Origin of the sequence: Nocardia sp. NPDC060249 (assembly GCF_042728755.1) — a bacterium.
Taxonomy (GTDB): Bacteria; Actinomycetota; Actinomycetes; order Mycobacteriales; family Mycobacteriaceae; genus Nocardia.
On sequence record NZ_JBHXAQ010000001.1, the window covers coordinates 702,468 to 726,090 of the forward strand.

Sequence of the window (23,623 nt, forward strand, 5' to 3'; positions counted from 1 at the left end):
AGTGTGTCCGGACACAGTGTGAATCTGTGCCGACAGCCGTGACGCCGCCCATCGAGAGCCCCGCGTCGACCGCTGTCGGCTCGGCGTACGCGGTCGGATCGCTGGACCGTTCTCAGAGCCGAAAAGTGAGTCCTCCCGCCGTTATTTTGACTGAATCTGGTCCGGTTTATTATTGAAACGAATACGCTTCTCCTCGTGTTCGGACGCGTGTTTCAGGTGTCGGGGTTGACGATGGAGGTCGGGAGATAACCGAGTCATTGCTGGTTGCGTGGCGGCGAGCCGGATTGCCGCGATCGTGTCATAGCCGATCGCGCTGAATCCGGGGTGAGTGGGCGGATTTCGGGCAGGGTGCCCGAGGTGGGCCGCCCCCGCGCCGATCCACCTCACCCCGGTGCGAGCCCGGGGAGTTCCGAGAGTTTGTGCGGCCGCGTGGCATTACCCGCGGCCGGTAATGGAAGGCAGTGTGCGATGACCAACCCCACTCCGGCGCGCGCGGAAACAGAACAGCTGGCAGCGCTGGTGGCGACGGTCGCGGCGATGGATCCGGCGCGGATCGCGGTCGAGTTCGACGGCACCGCGGTGTCCTATGCCGATCTCGACGCCCAGCTCACGCTGATGGCCGAGCTCACCGGTGGGGCGCTGGACGCGGACACGCTCGTGCAGGTGGTGCTCGCCGAGCTGTTCCCCGGCGTGGTCGATGCCGCCGAGGGGACTTTCGGTGTGCTGCTGGATTCGCTCGCGGCGGACGCGATGGCGGCGCTGGGGATGGAAGTGGTGGCCCCTGCGACACTGGTTGATCGGTTCGCCGCGCAGGTGGCGCGCACGCCCGACGCTGTCGCGGTGCAGTTCGGTGACCGCACGCTGACCTATGCGGAATTCGATGCCAGGGTGCGGGTGCTGGCGGCGCGGTTGGCCGAATCGGGTGTCGGGCCGGAGTCGCTGGTCGCGGTGGCGCTGCGGCGCGGTGTCGAGCTGATCGTCGCGGTCCACGCGATCGTGCGGGCGGGCGGTGCGTATGTGCCGCTGGACCCCGATCATCCGGTGGACCGGTTGCACTATGTGCTCGAGGTGGCGCGGCCGGTGGTGGTTGTGACGCGGGCCTGCGACGAGCCGGATCTCAACGGCGCGCCGGTGCTGCGCACCGATGACATCGACTGGGTCGCGGTGCCCGGCGAGGTGGTGTCCGGCGTGCGGGCGGCCAACACGGCCTATGTCATCTTCACGTCCGGCTCCACGGGCCGGCCGAAGGGCGTGGCGGTCACCCACGGCGCGATCGTGGCGAACCTGGATTGGCGGCAGCGCCGCTACGGCATGACCGATGCCGATGTGGTGGTGCAGAAGACGCCCTACACCTTCGATGTGTCGGTATGGGAATTGTTCTGGCCCTTGCAGATCGGCGCTCGGCTGGTTGTCGCCGAACCGGGTCGCCACGGTGATCCCGCGTATCTGGCGGCGTTGATCGCGCGGCATCGGGTCACCGTGACTCATTTCGTGCCGTCGATGCTGGCCGCGTTCGTCGGTGACGTGGGCCCCGAGGCGGATCTGACGTCGTTGCGGATGGTGTTCGCCTCCGGTGAGGCGTTGCCCGCCGCCACGGCCACCCGGCTGCGCGCGTTGTCGTCGACGGCGCTGCACAACCTGTACGGGCCCACCGAGGCGGCGGTCGACGTCACCGCGCACGAGGTGACCGCTCTCGACGAGGTGTCGGTGCCGATCGGTGGTCCCGCCGACGACACCGGGCTGCTCGTGCTCGACGAGAACCTCGACCAGGTACCCGTCGGGGTTGTCGGCGAGCTGTATCTGTCGGGTGTCCAAGTGGCGCGGGGGTACGTGGCGCGGCCGGGGCTCACCGCGGATCGGTTCGTCGCCAATCCCTACGGCGTGCCCGGTGAACGCATGTATCGCACCGGTGACCTGGTGCGGGAGTCGCGTGGCGAGCTGGAATACCTGGGGCGCACCGACTTCCAGGTGAAGTTGCGCGGTCTGCGGATCGAGCTGGGGGAGATCGAGGCCGTGCTGGCCGGGCATCCGCGCGTCGGCAACGCGGCGGTGGTGCTGCATCGCCATGCCGCCGGTGAGGCGCTGGTCGGCTATGTGGTGAGCGTCGACGGCGCGGTTCTCGACGAGGCCGAGCTGATCGAGCACGCCAAGTCGTCGATGCCCGAGTACATGGTGCCGTCGCTGCTGGTGCAGCTGGACGCGATGCCGATCAATGCCAGCGGAAAGCTGGATCGGAAAGCATTGCCGGAACCGGACTTCCGGGTGTCCGCCGCCGAGTTCCGGGAGCCTCGCACGGCGACCGAACGCAGTGTCGCCGCGTTGTTCGCCGAGCTGCTCGAGGTGGACGTGGTCGGCTTGGACGACGACTTCTTCCGCCTCGGCGGCAACTCCCTGATCGCCACCCGCGCCATCGGCCGATTGCAGGCGAATTTCGGTGTGCGGGTGGATGTTCGCGACTTCTTCGACAGCCCGACGGTCGCCGTACTCGCGAAGCTGGTCGAGGGCGGGGTGATCGATGATCGGCCCGCGCTCGTCGCGGGCCCGCGTCCCGAAGTGTTGCCGCTCTCGCCCGCCCAGCAGCGAATGTGGTTCCTCAACCGGTTCGATCCGGAGACCGGGGCGTACAACATCCCGATCGCGGTGCGGTTGACGGGTGCGCTGGATCAGGATGCGTTACGGGCGGCGGTGGGTGATCTGATCGCGCGGCACGAGGTGCTGCGCACGGTGTACCCCGAGGTCGCCGGAGTGGGCACGCAGCTGGTACTCCCGGTCGCCGCCGCGCTCGATGCGCTGGCAGCCGAACTGGATTCGAGCAACCACGCCGCCGGCTACGAGGCTGACACCGATGTCGCCGTGTCGGGGTCTTCGCCATTGCTCGATGCCGTCGGCGTCAGCGCCCAGGAGCTTCCGGAGGTGCTGGCGGCTGTCATTCTGCGCGGCTTCGACGTCACGGCCGCCCCACCTGTGCGCGCGCGGTTGTTCGAGGTCGACGGCGATCACGTGTTGGTGCTGGTGGTGCATCACATCGCCGCCGACGGCTGGTCGGCGGGCCCGCTGGTACGCGACACGATGACCGCCTACTCCGCGCGTGCCGAAGGTGCGGCGCCGCAGTGGAATCCGCTGCCGGTGCAGTACGCCGACTACACCCTGTGGCAGCGCGCCGTCCTCGGCGCGGAGGACGACGCCGAGGCACAGGCCGGGCGCGAGATCGCGTTCTGGCGTGATTCGCTGGCCGGACTGCCGGATGAGTCGAGCCTGCCGACCGATCGGCCGCGCCCCGCCATGGCGTCGATGCGGGGGCGCGCCATCGCGTTCGAGCTCGATGCCGACGTGGTCGCGGCGCTGAACGCGGCTGCCGCGGAACAGGGCGCGACCCTGTTCATGGTGCTGCACGCGGCGTTGTCGGTGCTGATCGCCCGCCTGTCGGGCAGTGCCGATGTGGCGATCGGCACGCCGGTCGCCGGGCGCGGCGCCGCCGAACTCGACGATGTCATCGGCATGTTCGTCAATACCGCCGTGTTGCGCACCCAGGTGCGCGGCGGCGAACCGTTCACCGACCTGCTCGGCCATGTCCGCGCCGGGGATCTGGCGGCCTTCGACCACACCACGTTGCCGTTCGAGCGACTGGTCGAGGTGCTCGCCCCGGCGCGGTCGGCCGGTCGCCATCCGCTGTTCCAGGTGGCGCTGTCGTTGCAGAACCTGCCGCCCACCACCTTCGAGCTGCCCGGGCTGCGCGCTGCCGCCGTCGACTTGCCCTATGACATCGAGAAGTTCGATCTCTCGGTGACCCTGCGTGAATCCGCGGCCATCGGTCTGTCGGGCGAATTCTCCTACGCCACAGATCTGTTCGACGAGCCGACCATCACCCGCATGGTGTCGCGCTTCACCGGTCTGCTGGCCGCGATCGCCGCCGCCCCGCAGACCCCGGTGGCCGACCTGCCACTGCTGATCGACGCCGAATTCGCCGAGCTGACCGCCCGCACCGGCGGCCCGTCGACGCCCGCTCCGCTACTGCCGCAGGTGCTCGCCCGTGCCGCCGCCGACCCCACCGCGATCGCGATCCGCGACGGTGCCCGCACCCTCACCTACGGCGAGCTCGACGCCACCTCCACCCAGCTGGCCGCCCGCCTCACCGATCTCGGCATCGGCGCGGGTGACCTCGTCGCCGTGAGCATTCCGCGTTCGGCCGACTCGATCACCGCGATCTGGGCTGTTGTGAAGTCCGGCGCTGGCTTCCTCCCGGTCGACCCGAACTACCCCGCCGACCGCATCGCCCACATGCTCTCCGATTCCGGCGCGGCAGCGGGGATCACGATCGAGGCAGTGCGGTCGGAGCTGCCGGCTACCGTGAACTGGCTCGTGCTCGACGGCAGTGAACACACGGCAGACGAGGCGGCGCAGGCAGACCTGGGCGCATACACACGTCCCGGTGACAGCACGATCAGTGCCGAGAACGGTGCCGGTGCTGCCGAGACCGGTCCCGACGGCGTCGTGGCCTCTCCACATGCCCCCGTGGCCGATTCCCCTACCGGCGGCGCAGCAGGTGGCCGTGCGGCGAACGGCGGCGCGGCGGGTGAACGAGCGGTGGATCCGCTGGATCCCGCGTACGTCATCTACACCTCCGGCACCACCGGTCTGCCCAAGGGCGTGGTGATTCCGCACGGTGCGGTAGCGGCGTATCTGCCTGTGCAGGCGTGGCGGTATCTGGCGTCGGCGGATGCGCGGGTGCTGCACGTGGCGTCGCCCTCGTTCGATATCTCGGTGGCCGAGCTGCTGCTGACCGTCACCGAGGGGGCGACGATGGTCATCGCGCCCGCCGGGGTGTTCGGTGGGGCGGAGCTGGGGGAGTTGCTGCGGGTCGAGCAGGTGACCCATGTGGTCATCACGCCGTCGGCGCTGGCGACGGTGCACCCGGAGGGGCTCGACGAGCTGCGGATGGTGGTGGTGGGTGGCGAGGCGTGCCCGCCGGAACTGGTGGCGCGGTGGACCGCCGCGATTCCGGGTCTGGTCTTCCGCAACGGTTACGGGCCGACCGAGACGACCATTGTCACCAATATCAGCGAACCACTCAGTGCGACAACGGCGATCACTCTCGGCGCGCCGGTGGAGGGCACCACCGAACTCGTGCTCGACGAGCGGCTGCGGCCGGTGCCCGCCGGGGTCGTCGGCGAACTGTACATCGCTGGTGCGCAGCTGGCGCGCGGCTACCATCGCAGGCCCGCGCTGACCGCCGGACGGTTCGTCACCAATCCCTTCGGCGCGCCCGGCGAACGGATGTACCGCACCGGCGACACCGTGCGCTGGGTGCGGCGCGCAGGCTCGTTCGATCTGGAGTACCTGGGCCGCAACGACTTCCAGGTGAAGGTGCGCGGCTTCCGGATCGAGCTCGGCGAGATCGACGCGGTCCTCGCCCGCCATCGGACGGTCGACTTCGCCGCCACCGTCGGTCACCGCACCGACGCGGGCGCGACGGTGCTCGTCTCCTACATGGTGCCCGTCGCCGGTGCCACGATCGACGCCGCGACCCTCATCGCGCACACCGCCGCGCACCTGCCCTCGCACATGGTGCCCGCCGCGGTCGTCGCCCTCGATGCCGTGCCGCTGACCCCCGTCGGCAAGCTCGATCGGGCCGCGCTGCCCGCGCCGGTCTTCGAGACCGCCGCCTACCGGGCGCCGGAATCGGTGGCCGAGCAGGTGGTGGCCGACGCGTTCGCCGAGGTCCTCGGACTGGACCGGGTCGGTCGCGACGACGACTTCTTCGACCTGGGCGGCAACTCGCTGCTCGCCACCCGGTTGATGGCGCGCATCGGCACCGACCTCGACCTGCGCATCCCCCTGCGCCAGCTCTTCGACACCACCACGGTGCTGACGCTGGCCGCGGCCGCCGATCGTCTGCGCGGCACCGGCACCGGTCCCGCGCTGGTGGCCGGAACCCGGCCCGATCCTGTCCCGCTCTCACCTGCCCAGCAGCGCATGTGGTTCCTCAACCGCTTCGATCCCGGCTCGGCCACCGACAACATCCCGATGGCCGTCCGGCTCACCGGTGCGCTCGACATCGCCGCACTCCGGGCCGCGATCGTCGACGTGCTGGACCGGCACGAGGTCCTGCGCACCCGCTACCCGGAACTCGACGGCACTGCCCTCGCCGAGATCCTTCCGCCGACCGGCCTCGTCCCCGAGGTGCACCCGCGGATCGTGGATGCGGCCGACCTGTCCGACGCCGTGCGTACCTTCGCCTCCACCGGCTTCGACCTCACCGTCGATGCCCCGATCCGCGCGATGCTGCTCAGGGTTGCCGACGACACCGCGCATCGCGCATCGGTCGAGCGTGACGGGGCCGACCTGCCTGCCGGTGCGGCGGACTCGGCGGGTGCTGAGTATGTGCTGGTCATCGTGTTGCATCACATCGCGGCCGATGGTTTCTCGTTCGGGCCGCTGATCCGGGACGTGCTCACGGCCTACCGCGCGCGAGCCGCCGGTGCGGCCCCGGGGTGGGCGCCGTTGGAGGTGCAATACGCCGACTACGCCGTGTGGCAGCATGCCGTGCTCGGCGATGCGGGCGATCCGGAATCGGTGGCGGCGAAGCAGCTCTCGTTCTGGCGTGACGCGCTGGCCGGGGTGCCCGAGCAGCTGGAACTTCCCGCCGACCGGACCCGGCCTGCGGTCGCTTCCCGGCGCGGTGCGATGCACGGCGTCGAGATCGATGCCGCAACCCATCGGGCACTGGCGGAATTCGCTCGCGCGCAGGGCATCACGGTGTTCATGGCCGCGCACGCGGTGTTCGCGGTGCTGCTGGCGCGGCTGTCGGCGACCACCGACATCGCGATCGGCACGCCGGTGTCGGGGCGGGGTGAGCGCGCGCTCGATGATCTCGTCGGCATGTTCGTCAACACCCTCGTCCTGCGCGTGGAGGTGACGCCCGCGACCCCGTTCACCGAACTGATCGCCCAGGTCCGCGAGACGGACCTCGCCGCCTTCGGCCACGCCGACGTGCCGTTCGAGCGCCTGGTCGAGGTCCTCGATCCGGTCCGCTCCACCGCCCGCAACCCCTTGTTCCAGGTGATGCTGTCCCTCAACGAGGACACCCCGCGCGAACTCGCGCTCCCCGGACTCACCGTCGCCGGTTTCGACCTGCCCACCGGCGTCGCCAAGTTCGACCTGGAACTCACCCTCACCGAGCACCGCGACGACGACGGCACTCCCACCGGCATTTCCGGCGCCTTCCTCTACGCCACGGACCTGTTCGACGCCACCACCATCGCCAGTTTCGGTACCCGACTGGACCGCATCCTCACGGCCGTCCTCGCTGACCCGGCACGCCCCGTCGGCGATCTCGACGTCCTCGACGCCGCCGAGCGGACCCACCTCCTGACCACGTGGAACGACACCGCCACCGAGACCGGCCACGCCGCGACTCTCGCCTCGCTGCTCGCTGACCGAGCCGCCGCAACGCCCCACGCGATCGCCGTGGTTGTCGATTCCGACCCCACCGCGGCCGAGGACGCGCCCCTCGGAATCGGGGCGTCCTCGAGCGCGATCTCCCGGCTCGAACACGCGGCAGCCGATGCCATCGCCGCACACCGCGCCAGGGGTGTGGTGCCCGAGGCGTCGCTGCGGAACGCTGCCGATTCGACGACCGCAGTGCAGCTTTCGTACGCGGAGTTCGGCGTGCGCGTCGCACGGCTGGCCCGTCATCTGATCGGGCTGGGAGCGGGCCCCGGCTCGCTGGTCGCGGTCGCGATGCGTCGTGGTGTGGAGCAGTTGGTCGCGGTGCACGCCGTGCTCGCGGCCGGGGCGGCCTATGTGCCGGTGGACCCGGATCATCCGGCCGAGCGGACCGCGTCTGTGCTGGCGCAGACGGCACCGGTCTGTGTGCTGACGGTTGCCGGAATCGGTGTGGCTGTGGGCGAGTCGGTGGTGGAGGTCGACGCGCTCGACCTGTCGGCGCTGTCCGGCGATCCGATCACCGATGCGGAGCGGGTGGCGCCGCTGCGTCCCGGGCACCTCGCGTATGTGCTGTTCACGTCGGGTTCCACCGGCAGGCCGAAGGGTGTGGCCGTGCCGCACAAGGCCGCGGTGAACCAGTTGCTGTGGTTGCAGCGGGAGTACCCGCTCGGCGCCGACGACGTGGTGCTGCAGAAGACGCCGTTCACCTTCGACGCATCGGTGTGGGAACTGCTGTGGCCGTTGCACGCCGGGGCGCGCTTGGTGCTCGCCACCGCTGACGGGCATCGCGATCCGGCCTACCTGGCGGCAGCCACCGCGCGGCATCGGGTGAGCGTGGTCCAGTACGTACCGTCGGTCCTCGCCGCGGTCATGGCGGAACCGGCTGCCGCGCAGGCCGATTCGCTGCGACTGGTCTTCGCGGGCGGTGAAGCGCTGACGACCGGCCTGGCGCGGCGGGCGCGCGCGATGACCGGTGCGACGGTGGTCAACCTGTACGGCCCGACCGAAACCGCCATCCAGGTCACCACGCACGAGGCCGGTGACGAACTCGGCGCGATGGTGCCGATCGGCGCACCGGTCGCCGATACCCGTGTGTACGTGCTGGATTCGCGCCTGCGTCCCGTCCCCGCGGGGGTTCCGGGCGAGCTGTACGTGGCGGGCGCGCAGCTCGCCGACGGCTACCACGGCCGGACCGAGCTCACCGCCGAACGTTTCGTCGCCGACCCCTTCGGCGCGGGCGAGCGCCTGTACCGCACCGGCGATCTGGTCACCTGGCGCACCGGCGCCGACGGCCCGGCGCTGCACTACCTCGGCCGCACCGACTTCCAGGTGAAACTGCGCGGCCTGCGCATCGAACCCGCCGAAATCGAAGCCGCGATCGCCTCGGTTCCCGGCGTCGGCCGCGTCGCCGCCCTGGTCCGCTCGGACGAAGGCCGCACCGATCAGCTCGTCGCCTACGTCGTCCGTGCTGCCGAGACACCCGAGGTCGCCGACGGCGACTTCGGCCCCATCGCCGGCGGCGCCGATTCCGGGGGAGGCGACGCGGTCCGTGCTGTCGCCGTCGCGCCGGCTGTTCCGCGACCCGACTCGTCGGCGGCGCCCACCACCGCCGACTTCGACGCGGCGATCGCGGCGACCCTGCCCTCCTACATGGTCCCTGGCGCCTACGTCTTCCTCGACGAGTTGCCCGTGAATGCTTCCGGCAAGCTCGACCGCCGGGCACTCCCTGCGCCGCAATCGCGCCGGCTCGACTACCGCGAGCCCGCCACCGCCACCGAGCGGATCGTCGCCGCGACCTTCGCCGGGGTGCTCGACCTCGACCGGGTCGGCGCGGGCGACGACTTCTTCGCCCTCGGGGGCAACTCGCTGCTGGCGACCCAGGTGGCGGCCCGGCTCGGTGCCGCGCTGGATGCGCGGGTGCCGGTGCGCGAGCTGTTCGAGGCCGGCACCGTCGACGCGCTCGCCGTGCGGCTGGATGCGCTGCGCGGTACCGGCAGCAGGCGTGGACCGGTGGCGGGTCGACGGCCGCACCGGATTCCGCTCTCGCCCGCCCAGCAGCGGATGTGGTTCCTGCACCGCTTCGACCCGGACTCCGCCGCGTACCACATCCCGGTCGCGATCCGGCTCAGCGGCGAGCTGGATACGACCGCGCTGCGTGGCGGCCTGGGTGATCTGATCGCCCGGCACGAGACCTTGCGCACCACCTACCCCGAATTCGACGGACAGGCGACACAACTCGTCGGGCCGGCGTTCGTGCCCGAGCTCGCCGTAGTCGACGTGGCTGCCGATGACGTGCCCGCGGCGGTGGTGTCGGTCCTCGCCGGTGGTTTCGAGATCACCACCGAGGTGCCGGTGCGCGCCGCACTGCTGCGGGTGGCGGCGACCGAACATGTGCTGGTGCTCGTTGTGCATCACATCGCCGCCGACGGCTGGTCGATGGGACCACTGACCCGGGATCTGGTGGCCGCCTATGCCGCCCGCGCCGCCGGTGCCCAGCCGCAGCTGCCCGCGTTGACCGTGCACTACGCCGACTACGCGCTGTGGCAGACCGAGGGGCTCGGCAGTGCCGACGACCCGGACGCGCCGCTGGCCCGCCAGCTCGACTACTGGACGCACCGGCTCGCGGGATTGCCCGATGTCCTGACGCTGCCCGCCGATCGGCGCAGGCCGCTGATCGCCTCCAACCGGGGTGCCACCTTCACCACCACCCTCGGCGCGGATCTGCATCGCGGGATCGAGGAACTGGCTCGCGCGCACCGCGCTACCCCGTTCATGGTGCTGCACGCGGGCCTCGCGGTGCTGCTCGCGCGGCTCTCGGCCGGTGCCGACATCGTCGTCGGTACCCCGGTGGCCGGGCGTGGCCATCGTGAGCTCGACGACATCGTCGGCATGTTCGTCAACACACTGGTCCTGCGCGCGCAGGTGCGTGCCGGCGCGCGCTTCAGCGACCTCCTCGCCGAGGTCCGCGCCGGCGATCTCGATGCCTTCGACCATGCCGACGTGCCCTTCGAGAGCCTCGTCGACGCGCTGAATCCGGCTCGCTCACAGGGGTATTCACCGCTGTACCAGATCTCCCTGGCCTTGCAGAACCAGCGCAGGACCGCCTTCGAATTGCCGGGGCTCACCCTGTCGGCGCTGAGCCTGCCGGACGCGCCGATCGAAGTGGATCTGGACTTCACCTTCGTCGACCGTTTCGCGCCCGGCGGTGCGCCCGACGGCCTCGACCTCGAACTGCGCTACGCCACCGATCTTTTCGACGCCGACACCGTCGCGACAATGGTCGAGATGCTCGATCGGGTGCTGCGGGACGCGGTCACCGCGCCCGGCACCGCGGTCGGCGACCTAGCCCTGCTCGCCGACCCCGCCGCGGCCACGCTGCCTGCGCAGCACCACGGTGCCGTGGTCCCGCTCGACAGCGCACTCGCGGAACTGGGCCTGCGCGCCCCACTGGCCGCCCACCTGCTCGACGCGGCGGCCGCGCGAGCTCCCCACGCGGTGGCGGCGATCTTCGAAGGCGCCGAGATCACCTACGGCGCGCTCGCTGCCAGGGCCAACCGGTTGGCGCGCAGGTTGATCGACTGCGGTGTGGGGCCGGAAACACCGGTGGCCGTCGCTGTTCCACGCAGCATCGAACTGCTGGTGGTGCTGCACGGCGTACTCGCCGCCGGTGGCGTGTACGTGCCGATCGACGCGGGCCAGCCCGCCGAACGCATCGGGCACGTGCTGGCGACCGCGGCCCCGCGACTCGTCGTCGTCGCGTCGGCCGGTGACCTCGACCATGTGGACAGCGGCATCCGATCCGCCACGGCCTCGGTGCATTTCGCGGCCGCGTCGCGCTCCGGGGTGCCGGTGCTCACCGTCGCCCAGCTCGAGGACGTAGCGCAGGACGCCGGGGCAGCGGGCCCGATCACCGACCGCGAACGTCTCGCGCCGCTGCACCCCGAGCACCCCGCGTATGTGCTGTTCACGTCCGGCTCCACCGGTACGCCGAAGGGAGTACTGATCTCGCATCGTGCCGTGGTCAACGAGATCTGCTGGCTGCGTGGCGAATACGACATGACTTCGGCCGATCGCTTCGTGCAGCGCGCGCCGCTCACCTTCGACGTCTCGCTCTGGGAACTGCTGGCTCCCGCGCTGCTCGGCGCTGCGCTGGTGCTGCTGCGCCCCGGCGGTCACCTCGACCTGGAATATCAGGCGCGAGTGGTGCGTGAGCAGGGCGTGACCATCATGGAGATCGTGCCGTCGGTGCTGGCCGCGATGCTCGCCGAAGGGCTCGGCGACGCGCTGAGCGGGCTGCGCATGCTGCACGTGGGCGGCGAGGAACTGCCCGCTCCGCTGGCGGCCACCGTGCTGGCCGCGATCCCCGGCGAGCTGCACAACACCTACGGCCCCACCGAAGTGGCGATCACCAGCACTTTCCAGCGGATCACGGCCCCGGTCGAGCAGACCGAGCTGCCCATCGGCAGGCCCACCTGGAACGTGCGCACCTACGTCCTCGACGAGCGCCTGCACCCGGTGCCCGGCGGCGTCGCGGGAGAGCTGTATCTCGCCGGTGACCAGCTGGCCCGCGGCTACCTCGGCAGGCCCGACCTGACCGCCGACCGCTTCGTCGCCGACCCGTTCGGGGCCGACGGCACCCGCATGTACCGCACGGGCGACCTCGTGCGCCGCGACCGCGGCGGTGCGCTGGTCTATCTGGGCCGCAACGACTTCCAGGTGAAGATCCGTGGACTGCGGATCGAGCTGGGCGAGATCGAGGCCGCGCTCGGCGACGCACCAGGTGTGACCCACGCGACCGTGCTGCCCGCGACCGACGACGCCGGTCGGCAGTGCCTGGTCGGCTATGTCGCGGGCGAGGTGGACAGCGTGGCGGTGCGCGCGCATGTCGCGGGCCGGGTACCCGCGTACATGGTGCCCTCGCACCTGGTCGTGCTCGACACCGTGCCGCTCAACTCGGCGGGCAAACTCGATCGGGCCGCGTTGCCCGCCGCCGACCTGTCCGTCACCACCGAATACGTGGCGCCGCGACCGGGCGCGCAGACCGCGCTCGCCGGGGTGATCGGCGAACTGCTCGGGGTGGCGCGCATCGGCGCCAACGACGACTTCTTCGCCGTCGGCGGCAACTCGCTACTCGCGATGCGCCTGGTCGCCCGGGCCAACGCCGCCCTCGGCAGTGCGCTGGACGTGCGCGATGTGTTCGACGCCCCGACCGTCGCCGGACTCGCCGAGCGTGCGGGCACCGGACTCGAACAGACACCGCCGCTGACCGTGGTGCGACCGCGCCCGGATCGAATCCCGTTGTCGCCGGCTCAGACTCGCCTGTGGCTGCTGAACCGGATCGACCCCGACTCCGCTGTCTACACGCTGCCGATCGCTTTGCGCCTGACCGGCGACCTCGACACCGATGCGCTGTGGGCGGCACTCGCCGATGTTCTCGATCGGCACGAAGCACTGCGCACCGTCTTCCCGGAAGACGCCGACGGCCCCACCCAGGTGGTCCTGCCCGTCGACTCGGTATCGCCTGCCGCTGTTGTCCGCGAGATCGCGGAGAGTGATCTGGCCGCTGCCGTGGGCACCATCATCGGCGCGGGCTACGACCTGACCACCCAGCCGCCGCTACGAGCCGCGCTGCTGCGCCGCGAGGCACGGGACGAGCCTGTGGACCGCCGATCAGATGAAGCCGGGACCCGTCATGCGGTGACCGATCGCGATGTCAGGCTGTACGACACCGGGGGCGCTGTTGCCGCTGACTCATCCGCACGCGGTGCCGCGGTAGCAGCTCCAGGGGGTTGTGATGCCCGGGTCGGCAACGCGGTGGGCGTTGGTGTGGTGGGCGGTGCCGGGGTGGGCGATGCTGGGTCCCGTCGCACTGCCGCGGATTACGCGGGTTCGTCGGAGACAGAGCATGTGCTGGTGCTCGCGGTGCATCACATCGCCGCCGATGGTGTGTCGACTACGCCGCTGGCACGGGACCTGATCGCTGCCTACGCCGCGCGCGCCGCGGGGGCCGCTCCGGAGTGGGAGCCGTTGCCGGTGCAATATCCGGATTTCACGCTGTGGCAGCATGCCGTACTCGGCGATGCGGCCGACCCCGAGTCGCGATCGGCGCGGCAGTCGGCGCACTGGCGTGACGAATTGGCCGGGGTCGCACCGGTTCTCGAACTGGCTACCGATCGGCCTCGGCCCGCTGTACGCACGGGCGCGGGCGGCGCTGTCGGGTTCGATGTGCCCGCCGAGGTGGTCGCGGGGATCGAGGGGCTGGCTCGCCGCCACGGGGTGTCCACCTTCATGGTGGTGCACGCGGCGTTCGCGGTGCTGCTTTCTCGGCACGGCGCCGGTGCGGACGTTCTCGTCGGCACGCCGGTCGCCGGGCGGGCCGATGCGGCGCTCGACGATCTCGTCGGCATGTTCGTGAACACCCTCGTGTTGCGGACGGCGGTCGATGCCGGGGCCGGATTCAGTGAACTGCTCGCCGAAGTGCGCGCGGCCGATCTGCGAGCCTTCGCGCATGCGGACCTCCCGTTCGAGCGGCTCGTCGACGAGCTGAATCCGGTTCGCTCCACGGCGTATTCGCCGATCGTGCAGGTGATGCTCGCGTTCGAGCATCGCGAGGACACCACCATCGAACTGCCCGGGCTGCGGATCGACGAGTTCGCGCTGCCCGCGGCGACCACCCAGTTCGATCTGTCGCTGGCGATCAACGAGATCACCGGTGCCGCGGGGGAACCCGGGATGCGCGGGTGGTTGCGCTACGCCACCGATCTGTTCGACGCCGACACGGTGACGTCGTTCGGCGCGCGGTTCGTGCGGGTGCTGAGCGCGGTCGTCGCCGATGACAGCATCGCGGTCGGCGAGATCGATCTGCTCGATGCCGCCGAGTCCGCCCAGTTCGCCGCGTGGAACGACACCGCCGCCCCACTCGACGCCGACGCGACGCTGGTCTCGATGTTCGCCGCGCAGGCCGCGCGCACCCCCGATGCGATCGCCCTCGAGTTCGAGGGGCAGCGCATCACCTATGGCGAGTTCGCGATTCGTGTCGCCCGCCTGGCGCGCTGGCTGATCGCCGAGCGGGTCGGTCCCGGCGCGGTCGTCGGTGTCGGGTTGCGGCGCGGCATCGATCTCCTGGTCGCCCTCTACGCGGTCCAGGCCGCAGGCGCCGCCTACCTGCCGCTGGACCCGGACCACCCGGCCGACCGGATCGCCGACGTCCTGGCGGCCGCCGCACCGGTCTGCGTGCTGGCCGCCGCCGACTTCCCCGTGATCGGCTCTCGCACAGTCCTGCCCGCCGCACCGCGAGAACCGGTCGGACCCGGTGACGGGACGCACGAATTCGTCGCTGGTGCGCGAGAATCCGTCACGCGTGTTGTCGAGCCCGGCAGGCTCGACCTGTCCGCGTTCACCGGTGACCCGGTGACCGATGCCGACCGGATCCGGCCGCTGCGGGGTGCGGACCTGGCGTATGTGCTGTTCACGTCCGGCTCGACCGGCAAGCCCAAGGGGGTTGCGGTTACCCATACCGCGATCGTCAACCGGCTGGTCTGGATGCAGGATGCCTACCGGCTCGAGGCCGATGCCACGGTGCTGCAGAAGACGCCGATCACCTTCGATGTGTCGGTGTGGGAACTGTTCTGGCCCTTGCAGATCGGCGCCCGCCTGGTGATCGCGCGCCCCGACGGGCATCGCGACCCTGCTTACCTGGCCGAGGTCATCACCCGCACCGGAGTCGGCGTCGCGCACTTCGTGCCGTCGATGCTGGCGGCATTCCTCGCCGAACCGCGTGCCGCCGACTGTGTTTCGCTGCGGCAGGTGTTCGCCTCCGGTGAGGCGCTGCCCGCGGCCGATGCCCAGCGCCTGCGGGCGCTGGTCCCCGGTGTCGCCGTGCACAACCTGTACGGACCCACCGAGGCCGCTGTCGACGTGAGCTTCCACGAGGTCACCGACGCCGACACGGTCACGGTGCCGATCGGCGCCCCGGTCGCCAACACCGCCCTGCACGTGCTCGATGCCCGCCTGCGTCCCGTTCCCATCGGCACGCCGGGTGAGCTGTATCTGGCCGGCGTCCAACTGGCCCGCGGCTATCTCGCCCGGCCCGACCTGTCGGCCGACCGCTTCGTCGCCAACCCCTTCGGCGCCCCCGGCGACCGCATGTACCGCACCGGCGATCTCGTGGTCCGCACCCGCACGGGTGAACTGGAATACCTGGGCCGCACCGACTTCCAGGTGAAACTGCGTGGTCTGCGCATCGAGCTCGGTGAAATCGAGGCAGTTCTCAGCGGCCTCGACACCATCGAGCGAGCCGTGGTCACCGTCCGCGACGACGGCACCGGCGACTATCTCACCGCCTACCTGCTCGGTGTCGCGGAGCTCGACCTCGACGCGGTGAAAGCCGCTCTTCAGCAGGTGCTTCCGGCCTACATGGTGCCGAGCGCGTTCGTTGTCCTCGGTGAGTTCCCGGTCAATTCCTCGGGCAAGCTCGATCGGCGGGCGCTGCCCGCGCCCGAGCTGGTCGCTCGTGAGTTCCGCGCACCGGTGACGCCGACGGAGCAGTTGGTGGCCGGGGTCGTCGCCGGGGTGCTCGGTGTCGAACTGGTCGGTGCCGACGACGATTTCTTCGATCTGGGCGGCAACTCGCTGATCGCGACCCGGGTCGCGGCGCGGCTCGGGGCGGCGCTGAACCGGCAGGTGCCCGTGGCGCGGATCTTCGAGACACCGGTGGTGGCCGCGCTGGCTGCCGCGCTCGACGCCGACGGCGGCCCGGCGCGACTGGCGCTGGTGGCGGGGGAACGGCCCGCGTCGATCCCGCTCTCGCCCGCCCAGCAGCGCATGTGGTTCCTCAACCGGTTCGATCCGGATTCGGCCGGCTACAACGTGCCGATCGCGGTGCGACTCGATGGCGTGCTCGATCTCGACGCGCTCGCCGCCGCGGTGGACGATCTCATCAGCCGGCACGAAGTGCTGCGCACCTATTACCCCGAGACGGCCGAGGGGCCGGTGCAGCAGATCCTGCCCGCCACCGAAGCCGCTGTGGCGCTGCGGGTTCACGACATCGTCGCCGCCGACATCGTGGACGCCGTGACGGCGCTGGCCGCCACCACCTTCGATGTCACGGCGGATGTGCCGTGGCAGGTGGTGCTGTACCGGATCAGCGCCGACGAGGCCGTGCTCGCCATGGTCGTGCACCACATCAGCGCCGACGGTTCGTCGATGCCGCCGCTGGTGCGTGACCTGATGACCGCCTACCTCGCCCGGCGCGACGGTGTGGCACCGCGGTGGACACCGCTGCCGGTGCAGTACGCCGACTACGCGCTGTGGCAGCGCGCGGTGCTCGGCGACGAAGCCGATCCCGAATCGGTGGCCGCCCGCCAGCTCGACTTCTGGCGCGCCGAACTCGCCGATCTCCCCGATGAGCTCGCGCTGCCGCTGGACCGCCCGCGTCCGGCGGTGCGGACCCTCTCCGGTGGGACCGTGCCGGTGACCCTGGACGCGCGCACCCATGCCCGGCTCGGCGCGCTGGCCAGGGAATCCGGGGCAACGCTGTTCATGGTCGTGCACACCGCGTTCGCCGCGCTGCTGTCTCGCCTGTCGGGCAGCGCGGACATCACCGTCGGCACACCGGTCGCCGGGCGCGGGGAGGCCGCGCTCGAGGATCTGATCGGCATGTTCGTGAACACGCTGGTCTTCCGTACGCGCCTGCGGGCGGGAGAGTCGTTCCAGCAGTTGCTGATTCGCCAGCGCGCGACCGACCTCGCCGTGTACGCCCATGCCGAGGTGCCGTTCGAACGTCTCGTCGAGGTGCTCGATCCGGCCCGCTCCACCGCCCGGCATCCGCTGTTCCAGGTCGGCTTCTCGTTCCAGAACTTCGAACGTGCCGAGCTGGCCCTGCCCGGGATCACCGTGTCGGGGCTCGACACCGACAACGAGCTGTCGCAATTCGATCTGCACCTCATCGTCAGTGACGAGTACGCGGCAGACGGTGCGGCCGCGGGCGTCACGGGCGTCCTCACCTACGCCCACGACGTGTTCGACACCGAGACCGCGGTGGCGATCGCCGAACGGCTGGAACGCCTGCTCACCGCTGTCGCCGCGTCGCCGCACACACCGCTGGATTCCGTCGAGGTGCTCGAACCGGCCGAACGGACCCGCATCCTCACCGCATGGAACGCCACCAGCCGCGAGATCGACAATGCCGCATCGCTACTCACCCCGTTCGCCGCGCAGGTTCGGGCGAACCCCGAAGCGACCGCACTCGTGTTCGAGGACACGGCGCTGACCTACGCTGAACTCGGCACCCGGGTCAACCGCCTGGCCCGGTACCTGATCGAGGCAGGTGTCGGCCCCGACGCGCTGGTGGGGCTCGCCTTCCGGCGCTCCACCGACCTCGTCGTCGCCATGTACGCGGTCCTCACCGCGGGCGGCGCGTACGTGCCGATCGACCCGGATCACCCGGCTGACCGGATCACCCAGATCCTCGACACCGCGCGACCACACCTCGTCCTCACCACCGCCGGAGCCGAATTCGGGGGGCCGGGCAAGGTTGTCGTGCTCGAGGACGTCGACACCGCCCGCTACCCGGGTCATCCGGTCGCGGAGTCCGAACTCCACGCCCCCCTGCGGGATTCGAACCTCGCCTACGTGCTGTTCACCTCCGGCTCGACCGGCAGGCCCAAGGGCGTGGCCATGAGCCATGCCGGAATCCGCAACCAGATCGCCTGGCTGATCGAGCAGTACGCCCTCGGCAGCGACGATGTGTACCTGCAGAAGTCCGCGTCCGGGTTCGACCTGTCGGTCTGGGGCTACTTCGCACCGCTCGCGGCGGGCGCGACCCTGGTGCTCGCTACCCCGGACGGGCATCGCGACCCGCTGTACCTCGCCGAACTCATCGCTGCGCGGCAGATCACCGTCGTCGACTTCGTGCCGTCGATGCTGGCAGTGTTCGCCGCGCACGCCGACGCCGAGCACCTGGCGAGCCTGCGGCTCGTGCTCGCGATCGGTGAAGCGCTCACTCCGGAGATCGTCGGCGCGCTACGGGCGAAATCGACTGCGGCGGTGCACAACCTGTACGGGCCGACCGAGGCCGCCGTGTCGGTGACGGCGTGGCCCGCCGGCGGTGCGAGCGGGCAGACGGTGCCGATCGGTGTGCCCGCATGGAATTCGCGCGTGTACGTGCTCGACGAACGACTGCGCCCGGTCGCACCGGGAGTTGCCGGTGAGCTGTACCTGGCGGGCGAACAGCTCGCTCGCGGGTACCTCGGCCGCGCCGACCTCACGGCGGACAGATTCGTCGCGGATCCGTTCGCCGGTGCAGCAGGCGCTGCCGTGGACTCCGGTCTCGACGTCGCGCATTCCGTCGCAGACGACCGCGACCGGGGCGCACGCATGTATCGCACCGGTGACCTGGTGAAATGGACTCGCGAGGGTGTCCTGGTCTATCTGGCGCGCATCGACTTCCAGGTGAAGTTCCGTGGTCAGCGCATCGAACTCGGCGAGATCGAGACCGCACTCGGCGGCCTGGCCGGGGTCGGTCAGGCCGCGGCGGTGGTTTCGGCGAGTGCGACCGGTGACCAGCTCGTCGGCTACGTCGTACCGGCGCCGGGCGTCGCGCTGGACCCGGCCACCCTGCGATCGGGTGTGGGGGCGGTGCTGCCGTCCTACATGGTGCCGTCGGTGATCGTGGTGCTCGACGCGTTCCCGCTCAACACCTCCGGCAAGCTCGACCGGAAGGCGCTGCCCGCACCGGAATTCGTGGCCCGCCCGTTCCGGGCGCCGGTCAGCGCGGCGCAGCGGGCGGTCGCCGAGGTGATCGGTGATGTGCTCGGGCGCGAGCGAGTCGGGCTCGACGACGACTTCTTCGAACTCGGCGGCAACTCCCTCGTCGCGACCCGGGTCGCCGCCCGCCTCGGTGCGGCATTGTCGACGCGGGTGCCCGTGCGGACTCTGTTCGAAGCGACCACCGTGGCCGACCTGGCCGCCGCGCTCGCGCCCCGGGCCGGCAGTGGCGCGGGGATCGCGCTGACATCCGGCGCACGACCGGCACGGATTCCGCTGTCGGCGGCCCAGCAGCGCATGTGGCTGCTCAACCGCCTCGACCCCGAGTCCGCCGCGTACAACATCCCGATCGCGGTGCGGCTTACCGGCGATATCGATGCCGGCGCGCTGGCGGCCGCCGTCACCGATGTGCTCGACCGGCACGAGGTACTGCGCACGGCCTACCCGGCCGTCGACGGGATCGGGCACCAGGCGGTGTGGGAGTTCGTGCCCACACCGGTGGTGGAGACCGTGGATCCCGTCGCGGTACCGGCTATCGTCGCGGCCGAGATCGGGCGCGGATTCGATGTCACCGTCGCACCGCCTGTGCGGGTGCGTGTCTTGCGTTGCGCGGTAGACGAAGTCGTGTTGGTCGTGGTGATCCACCACATCAGCGCCGACGGGTTCTCCGCCGGACCACTCCTGCGTGACACCACCGCCGCCTACGTCGCGCGTCGCGCGGGATCCGAACCCGAGTGGGCGCCGCTGCCGGTGCAGTACGCCGACTACACGCTGTGGCAGCGTGCTGTCCTGGGCAGCGAAGAGGACGCCGAGTCGGTCGCCGCCCGGCAACTGCGATTCTGGCGCACCGAATTGGCCGGACTGCCCGGCCTGCTCGAACTGCCCGCCGACCGGCCGCGGCCTGCTGTCGCGTCGCATCGTGGCGCGAGTGTCGACACGGTGGTGCCGCAGCCGGTGTGGCAACGGGTGGCGCAGTTGGCGCGCCGCGCCGACGTGAGCGAGTTCATGGTGGCCCACGCCGCGCTGGCCGCGTTGCTGGCGCGACTCAGCGGCACCGGCGACATCGCGATCGGCACCCCGGTGGCGGGTCGCGGGGAGCAGGCCCTCGACGATCTCGTCGGGATGTTCGTCAACACGCTGGTGCTGCGGACCGGTGTCGACCCCGCCGCCTCGTTCAGCGCGCTGCTGCGCGAGACCAGGCGGGTGGACCTGGATGCGTTCGAGAACGCGGAGGTGCCGTTCGAACGACTGGTCGATGTGCTCGACCCGAACCGCTCGACCGCGCACAGCCCGCTGTTCCAGGTGATGCTGGCCTTCCAGAACCTGGCCGCGAACCCGGTCGAGGTGGTCCTGCCCGATCTGACCGTGACCGGACTGGACGCCGACGCCGCCGTCGCCAAGTTCGACCTGGACCTCGTCCTCGCCGGCACCGCCGACGGTGGTTGCGCGGTGAGCTTGACCTACGCCACCGACCTGTTCGACGCCGAGACGGCCGCCCGCATCGCCGACGGCTACGCGCGGGTGCTCGACGCGGTCACGGCGAACCCGGAAGCAGCGGTCGGTGATATCGACCTGCTCACCGACGGCGACCGCCGGATGCTCGAGAACTGGTGCGACACCGCGCATCCGGCCGGTAATGCGTGGCCGGTCGCGGCGACCTCGGATGCGCGGTCGCTGTCGGGCGACATCGCTCACGCCGACGCGATCGGCGTTCTGCCGACAGCGTTCGATCGCCGGGCCGCGGCGACACCGGACGCTGTCGCGCTCATCGACGGTGACATCGTTCTCACCTACGCCGAATTCGCGGCTCGGGTGAACCGGCTCGCGCGCCATCTGATCGAACACGGTGTCGGGCCGGATCACGCGGTGGCAGTGGGAGTTCGGCGCTCAGCCGAGTTGCTGGTCGGCGTGTACGCGGTGTTGGCGGCGGGTGGCACCTACGTGCCGATCGATCCTGATCATCCGGACGAGCGGATCACTCGCATCCTGCGGATCGCGCAGCCGGTCTGCGTGCTCACCACCAGCGGCGATGCCACGGACCTCCCGCTGCGCGGGCACGACGTGATCACGCTGGACACCGTCGATCTCGCGGGCCTCCCGCTGGGGCCGATCGCCGGCGCCGAGCGGGTGTCGCCGTTGCTCCCGGAGCACACCGCGTACGTGATCTTCACGTCCGGCTCGACCGGTCTGCCCAAGGGCGTCGGTGTTCCGCATCGCGCGATCGTCCACCAGCTCGATTGGCTGGCACAGCAGTTCGGGTTCACCGCCGGTGACGCCGTGCTGCACAAGACGCCGATCACCTTCGACGCCTCGGTCTGGGAGCTGTTGCTGCCGCAGCGAGTGGGCGCCCGCACTGTCATCGCCCGGCCCGGTGGGCACGGCGACCCGGCCTACCTGGCCGCGCTGATCACCGAACATCACATCGACACAGCGCAGTTCGCCCCGACGCTGCTCGCGGCCTATCTGGCGCACGTGCGGGAGGCAGCCGCTGCGGGCGACAGTGTCACACGGGGGACGCTACGGCGGGTGTTCGCGGGTGGCGAGGCATTGCCCGCCGCGCTGGCACAGCAGGTGCGCGCACTGACCGGTGCGCAGGTGGTGAACCTCTACGGGCCGACCGAGACCACGGTGCAGGTCAGCGCGCACCGGGTGACCGAGGACGATGTCGTCACGGTGCCGATCGGTGCGCCGGTGTGGAATACGGGGCTCTACGTGCTCGATGCCAGGCTGCGTCCGGTGCCGCCGGGGGTGACCGGTGAGCTGTACGTCGGTGGCGCGCAACTCGCACACGGGTACATCGGAGCCGCCGAACTGACCGCTGAGCGGTTCGTCCCCGACCCGTTCGGTGTGTCCGGTGCGCGGATGTATCGCACCGGCGACCTGGTTCGCCTGCGGGGAAGCGGCACTCCGGCACTGGAATACGTCGGGCGCGCCGACCTGCAGGTGAAACTCAACGGCCAGCGCATCGAACTCGGTGAAGTCGAAGCCGCGCTGCAACGGCGGCCGGGGGTCGCGCAGGCCGCGGCCGCCGTGGTGTCCGGGGCCGGCGCCGATCGGCTCGTCGCCTACGTGGTGGCAGCGCGCAACCAGGAGTCCGGTGGTGCTCCCGCCGTCGGCACAGGTCCCGGAGCCGGAATGGGTGCAGTAGCCGATGACATTGTGACGCGGGGTAGTTCGGTATTCGATGCGGCGATGCTGCGGGCCGCCCTGGCCGCGGAACTTCCCGGGTACCTGGTGCCCGCGGTGGTACTTGAGCTGGATGCGTTGCCGGTCAACACCTCCGGCAAACTCGACCGCGGCGCACTTCCCCGTCCGGAACTGCGCCAAGCGACCTATCGGGCGCCGATCACCGAGACCGAGCAGCGCGTGGCGAGCGCGTTCGCCCGGGTGCTCGGGTTGGACCGCATCGGCATGGACGACAACTTCTTCGACCTCGGCGGCAACTCCCTCACCGCGGTCCAGCTGTCGTCTCGACTGAGCGAAGCGCTGGGCAGCGCGGTGCCGGTGGCGTGGTTCTTCACCGACCCCACGCCCGCGGTCGTCGTGGAACGGCTACGCGCCGAGGACGATGCCGGCGATGACGCGTTCGCGGTCCTGCTCCCGCTGCGCGCGGGTGGCACCGGCGCGCCACTGTTCTGCATCCACCCCGTCGGCGGTGTGTCCTGGTCGTTCGCCGGACTGACCCGCCACCTCGACCCGCAGCGCCCGATCTACGGGTTGCAGTCGCCTGCCCTCACCGCCGACGAACCGCTGCCCGCCACCATCGACGACTGGGCGCGCCGCTACATCGCCGCCATCCGCGAAGTGCAGCCGCAAGGGCCGTACCACCTGCTCGGCTGGTCGCTGGGCGGGCTGCTGGCCCACGCCGTCGCCACCGGCCTGCAAGCCGACGGCGAACAGGTGGCGCGGCTGGCCATGATGGACAGCTGGCTCGGCGACGGGCCGGAACAGACCACGATGCCCACCGTCGGCGACCTGCTCGGCGGGCTCGCCGGTGACGATCTCGCGTTCGACACCGACGGTCTCGCCGCCGCGGCCGCGGGCATCGGCGGACCACTGGCGGCACTCGATCGTGACCGCGTCACCCGCATCATCGACGCCGCCACGGCCTCGATGCGGATGGTCGACGACTACCGCCCACGTCGCTTCGACGGCGACCTCGTCTACTTCGCCGCCACCGTCGACGACCCCAGCGGATCGCGCGGCGCGGCGAGCTGGGCCACCGCCGTCGACGGCACGATCCACCGGCACGGCATCCCCGCCACCCACTGGGCGATGGCGGGCGAGGCGGCGCTGGCCCGGATCGCGGACGTCCTGGACGGGAACGGATCCGCTGCGCACCGGTTCGCCGGCGAGGACCCGGCGACGAGGGCCGATGCGCGGGCGGGGGCGATGGGCGCATAGAATCGCG

Annotated in this window: 1 protein-coding gene; it reads left to right on the forward strand. The window is 70.8% G+C overall.

Annotated features, from left to right (window positions below):
- Positions 1–468: 468 nt before the first annotated feature.
- Positions 469–23,616, forward strand: a complete 23,148-nt coding sequence (locus ACFWFP_RS03210; protein ID WP_379292875.1) for a non-ribosomal peptide synthase/polyketide synthase — start codon at positions 469–471, stop codon at positions 23,614–23,616.
- The last annotated feature ends 7 nt before the right edge of the window (positions 23,617–23,623 follow it).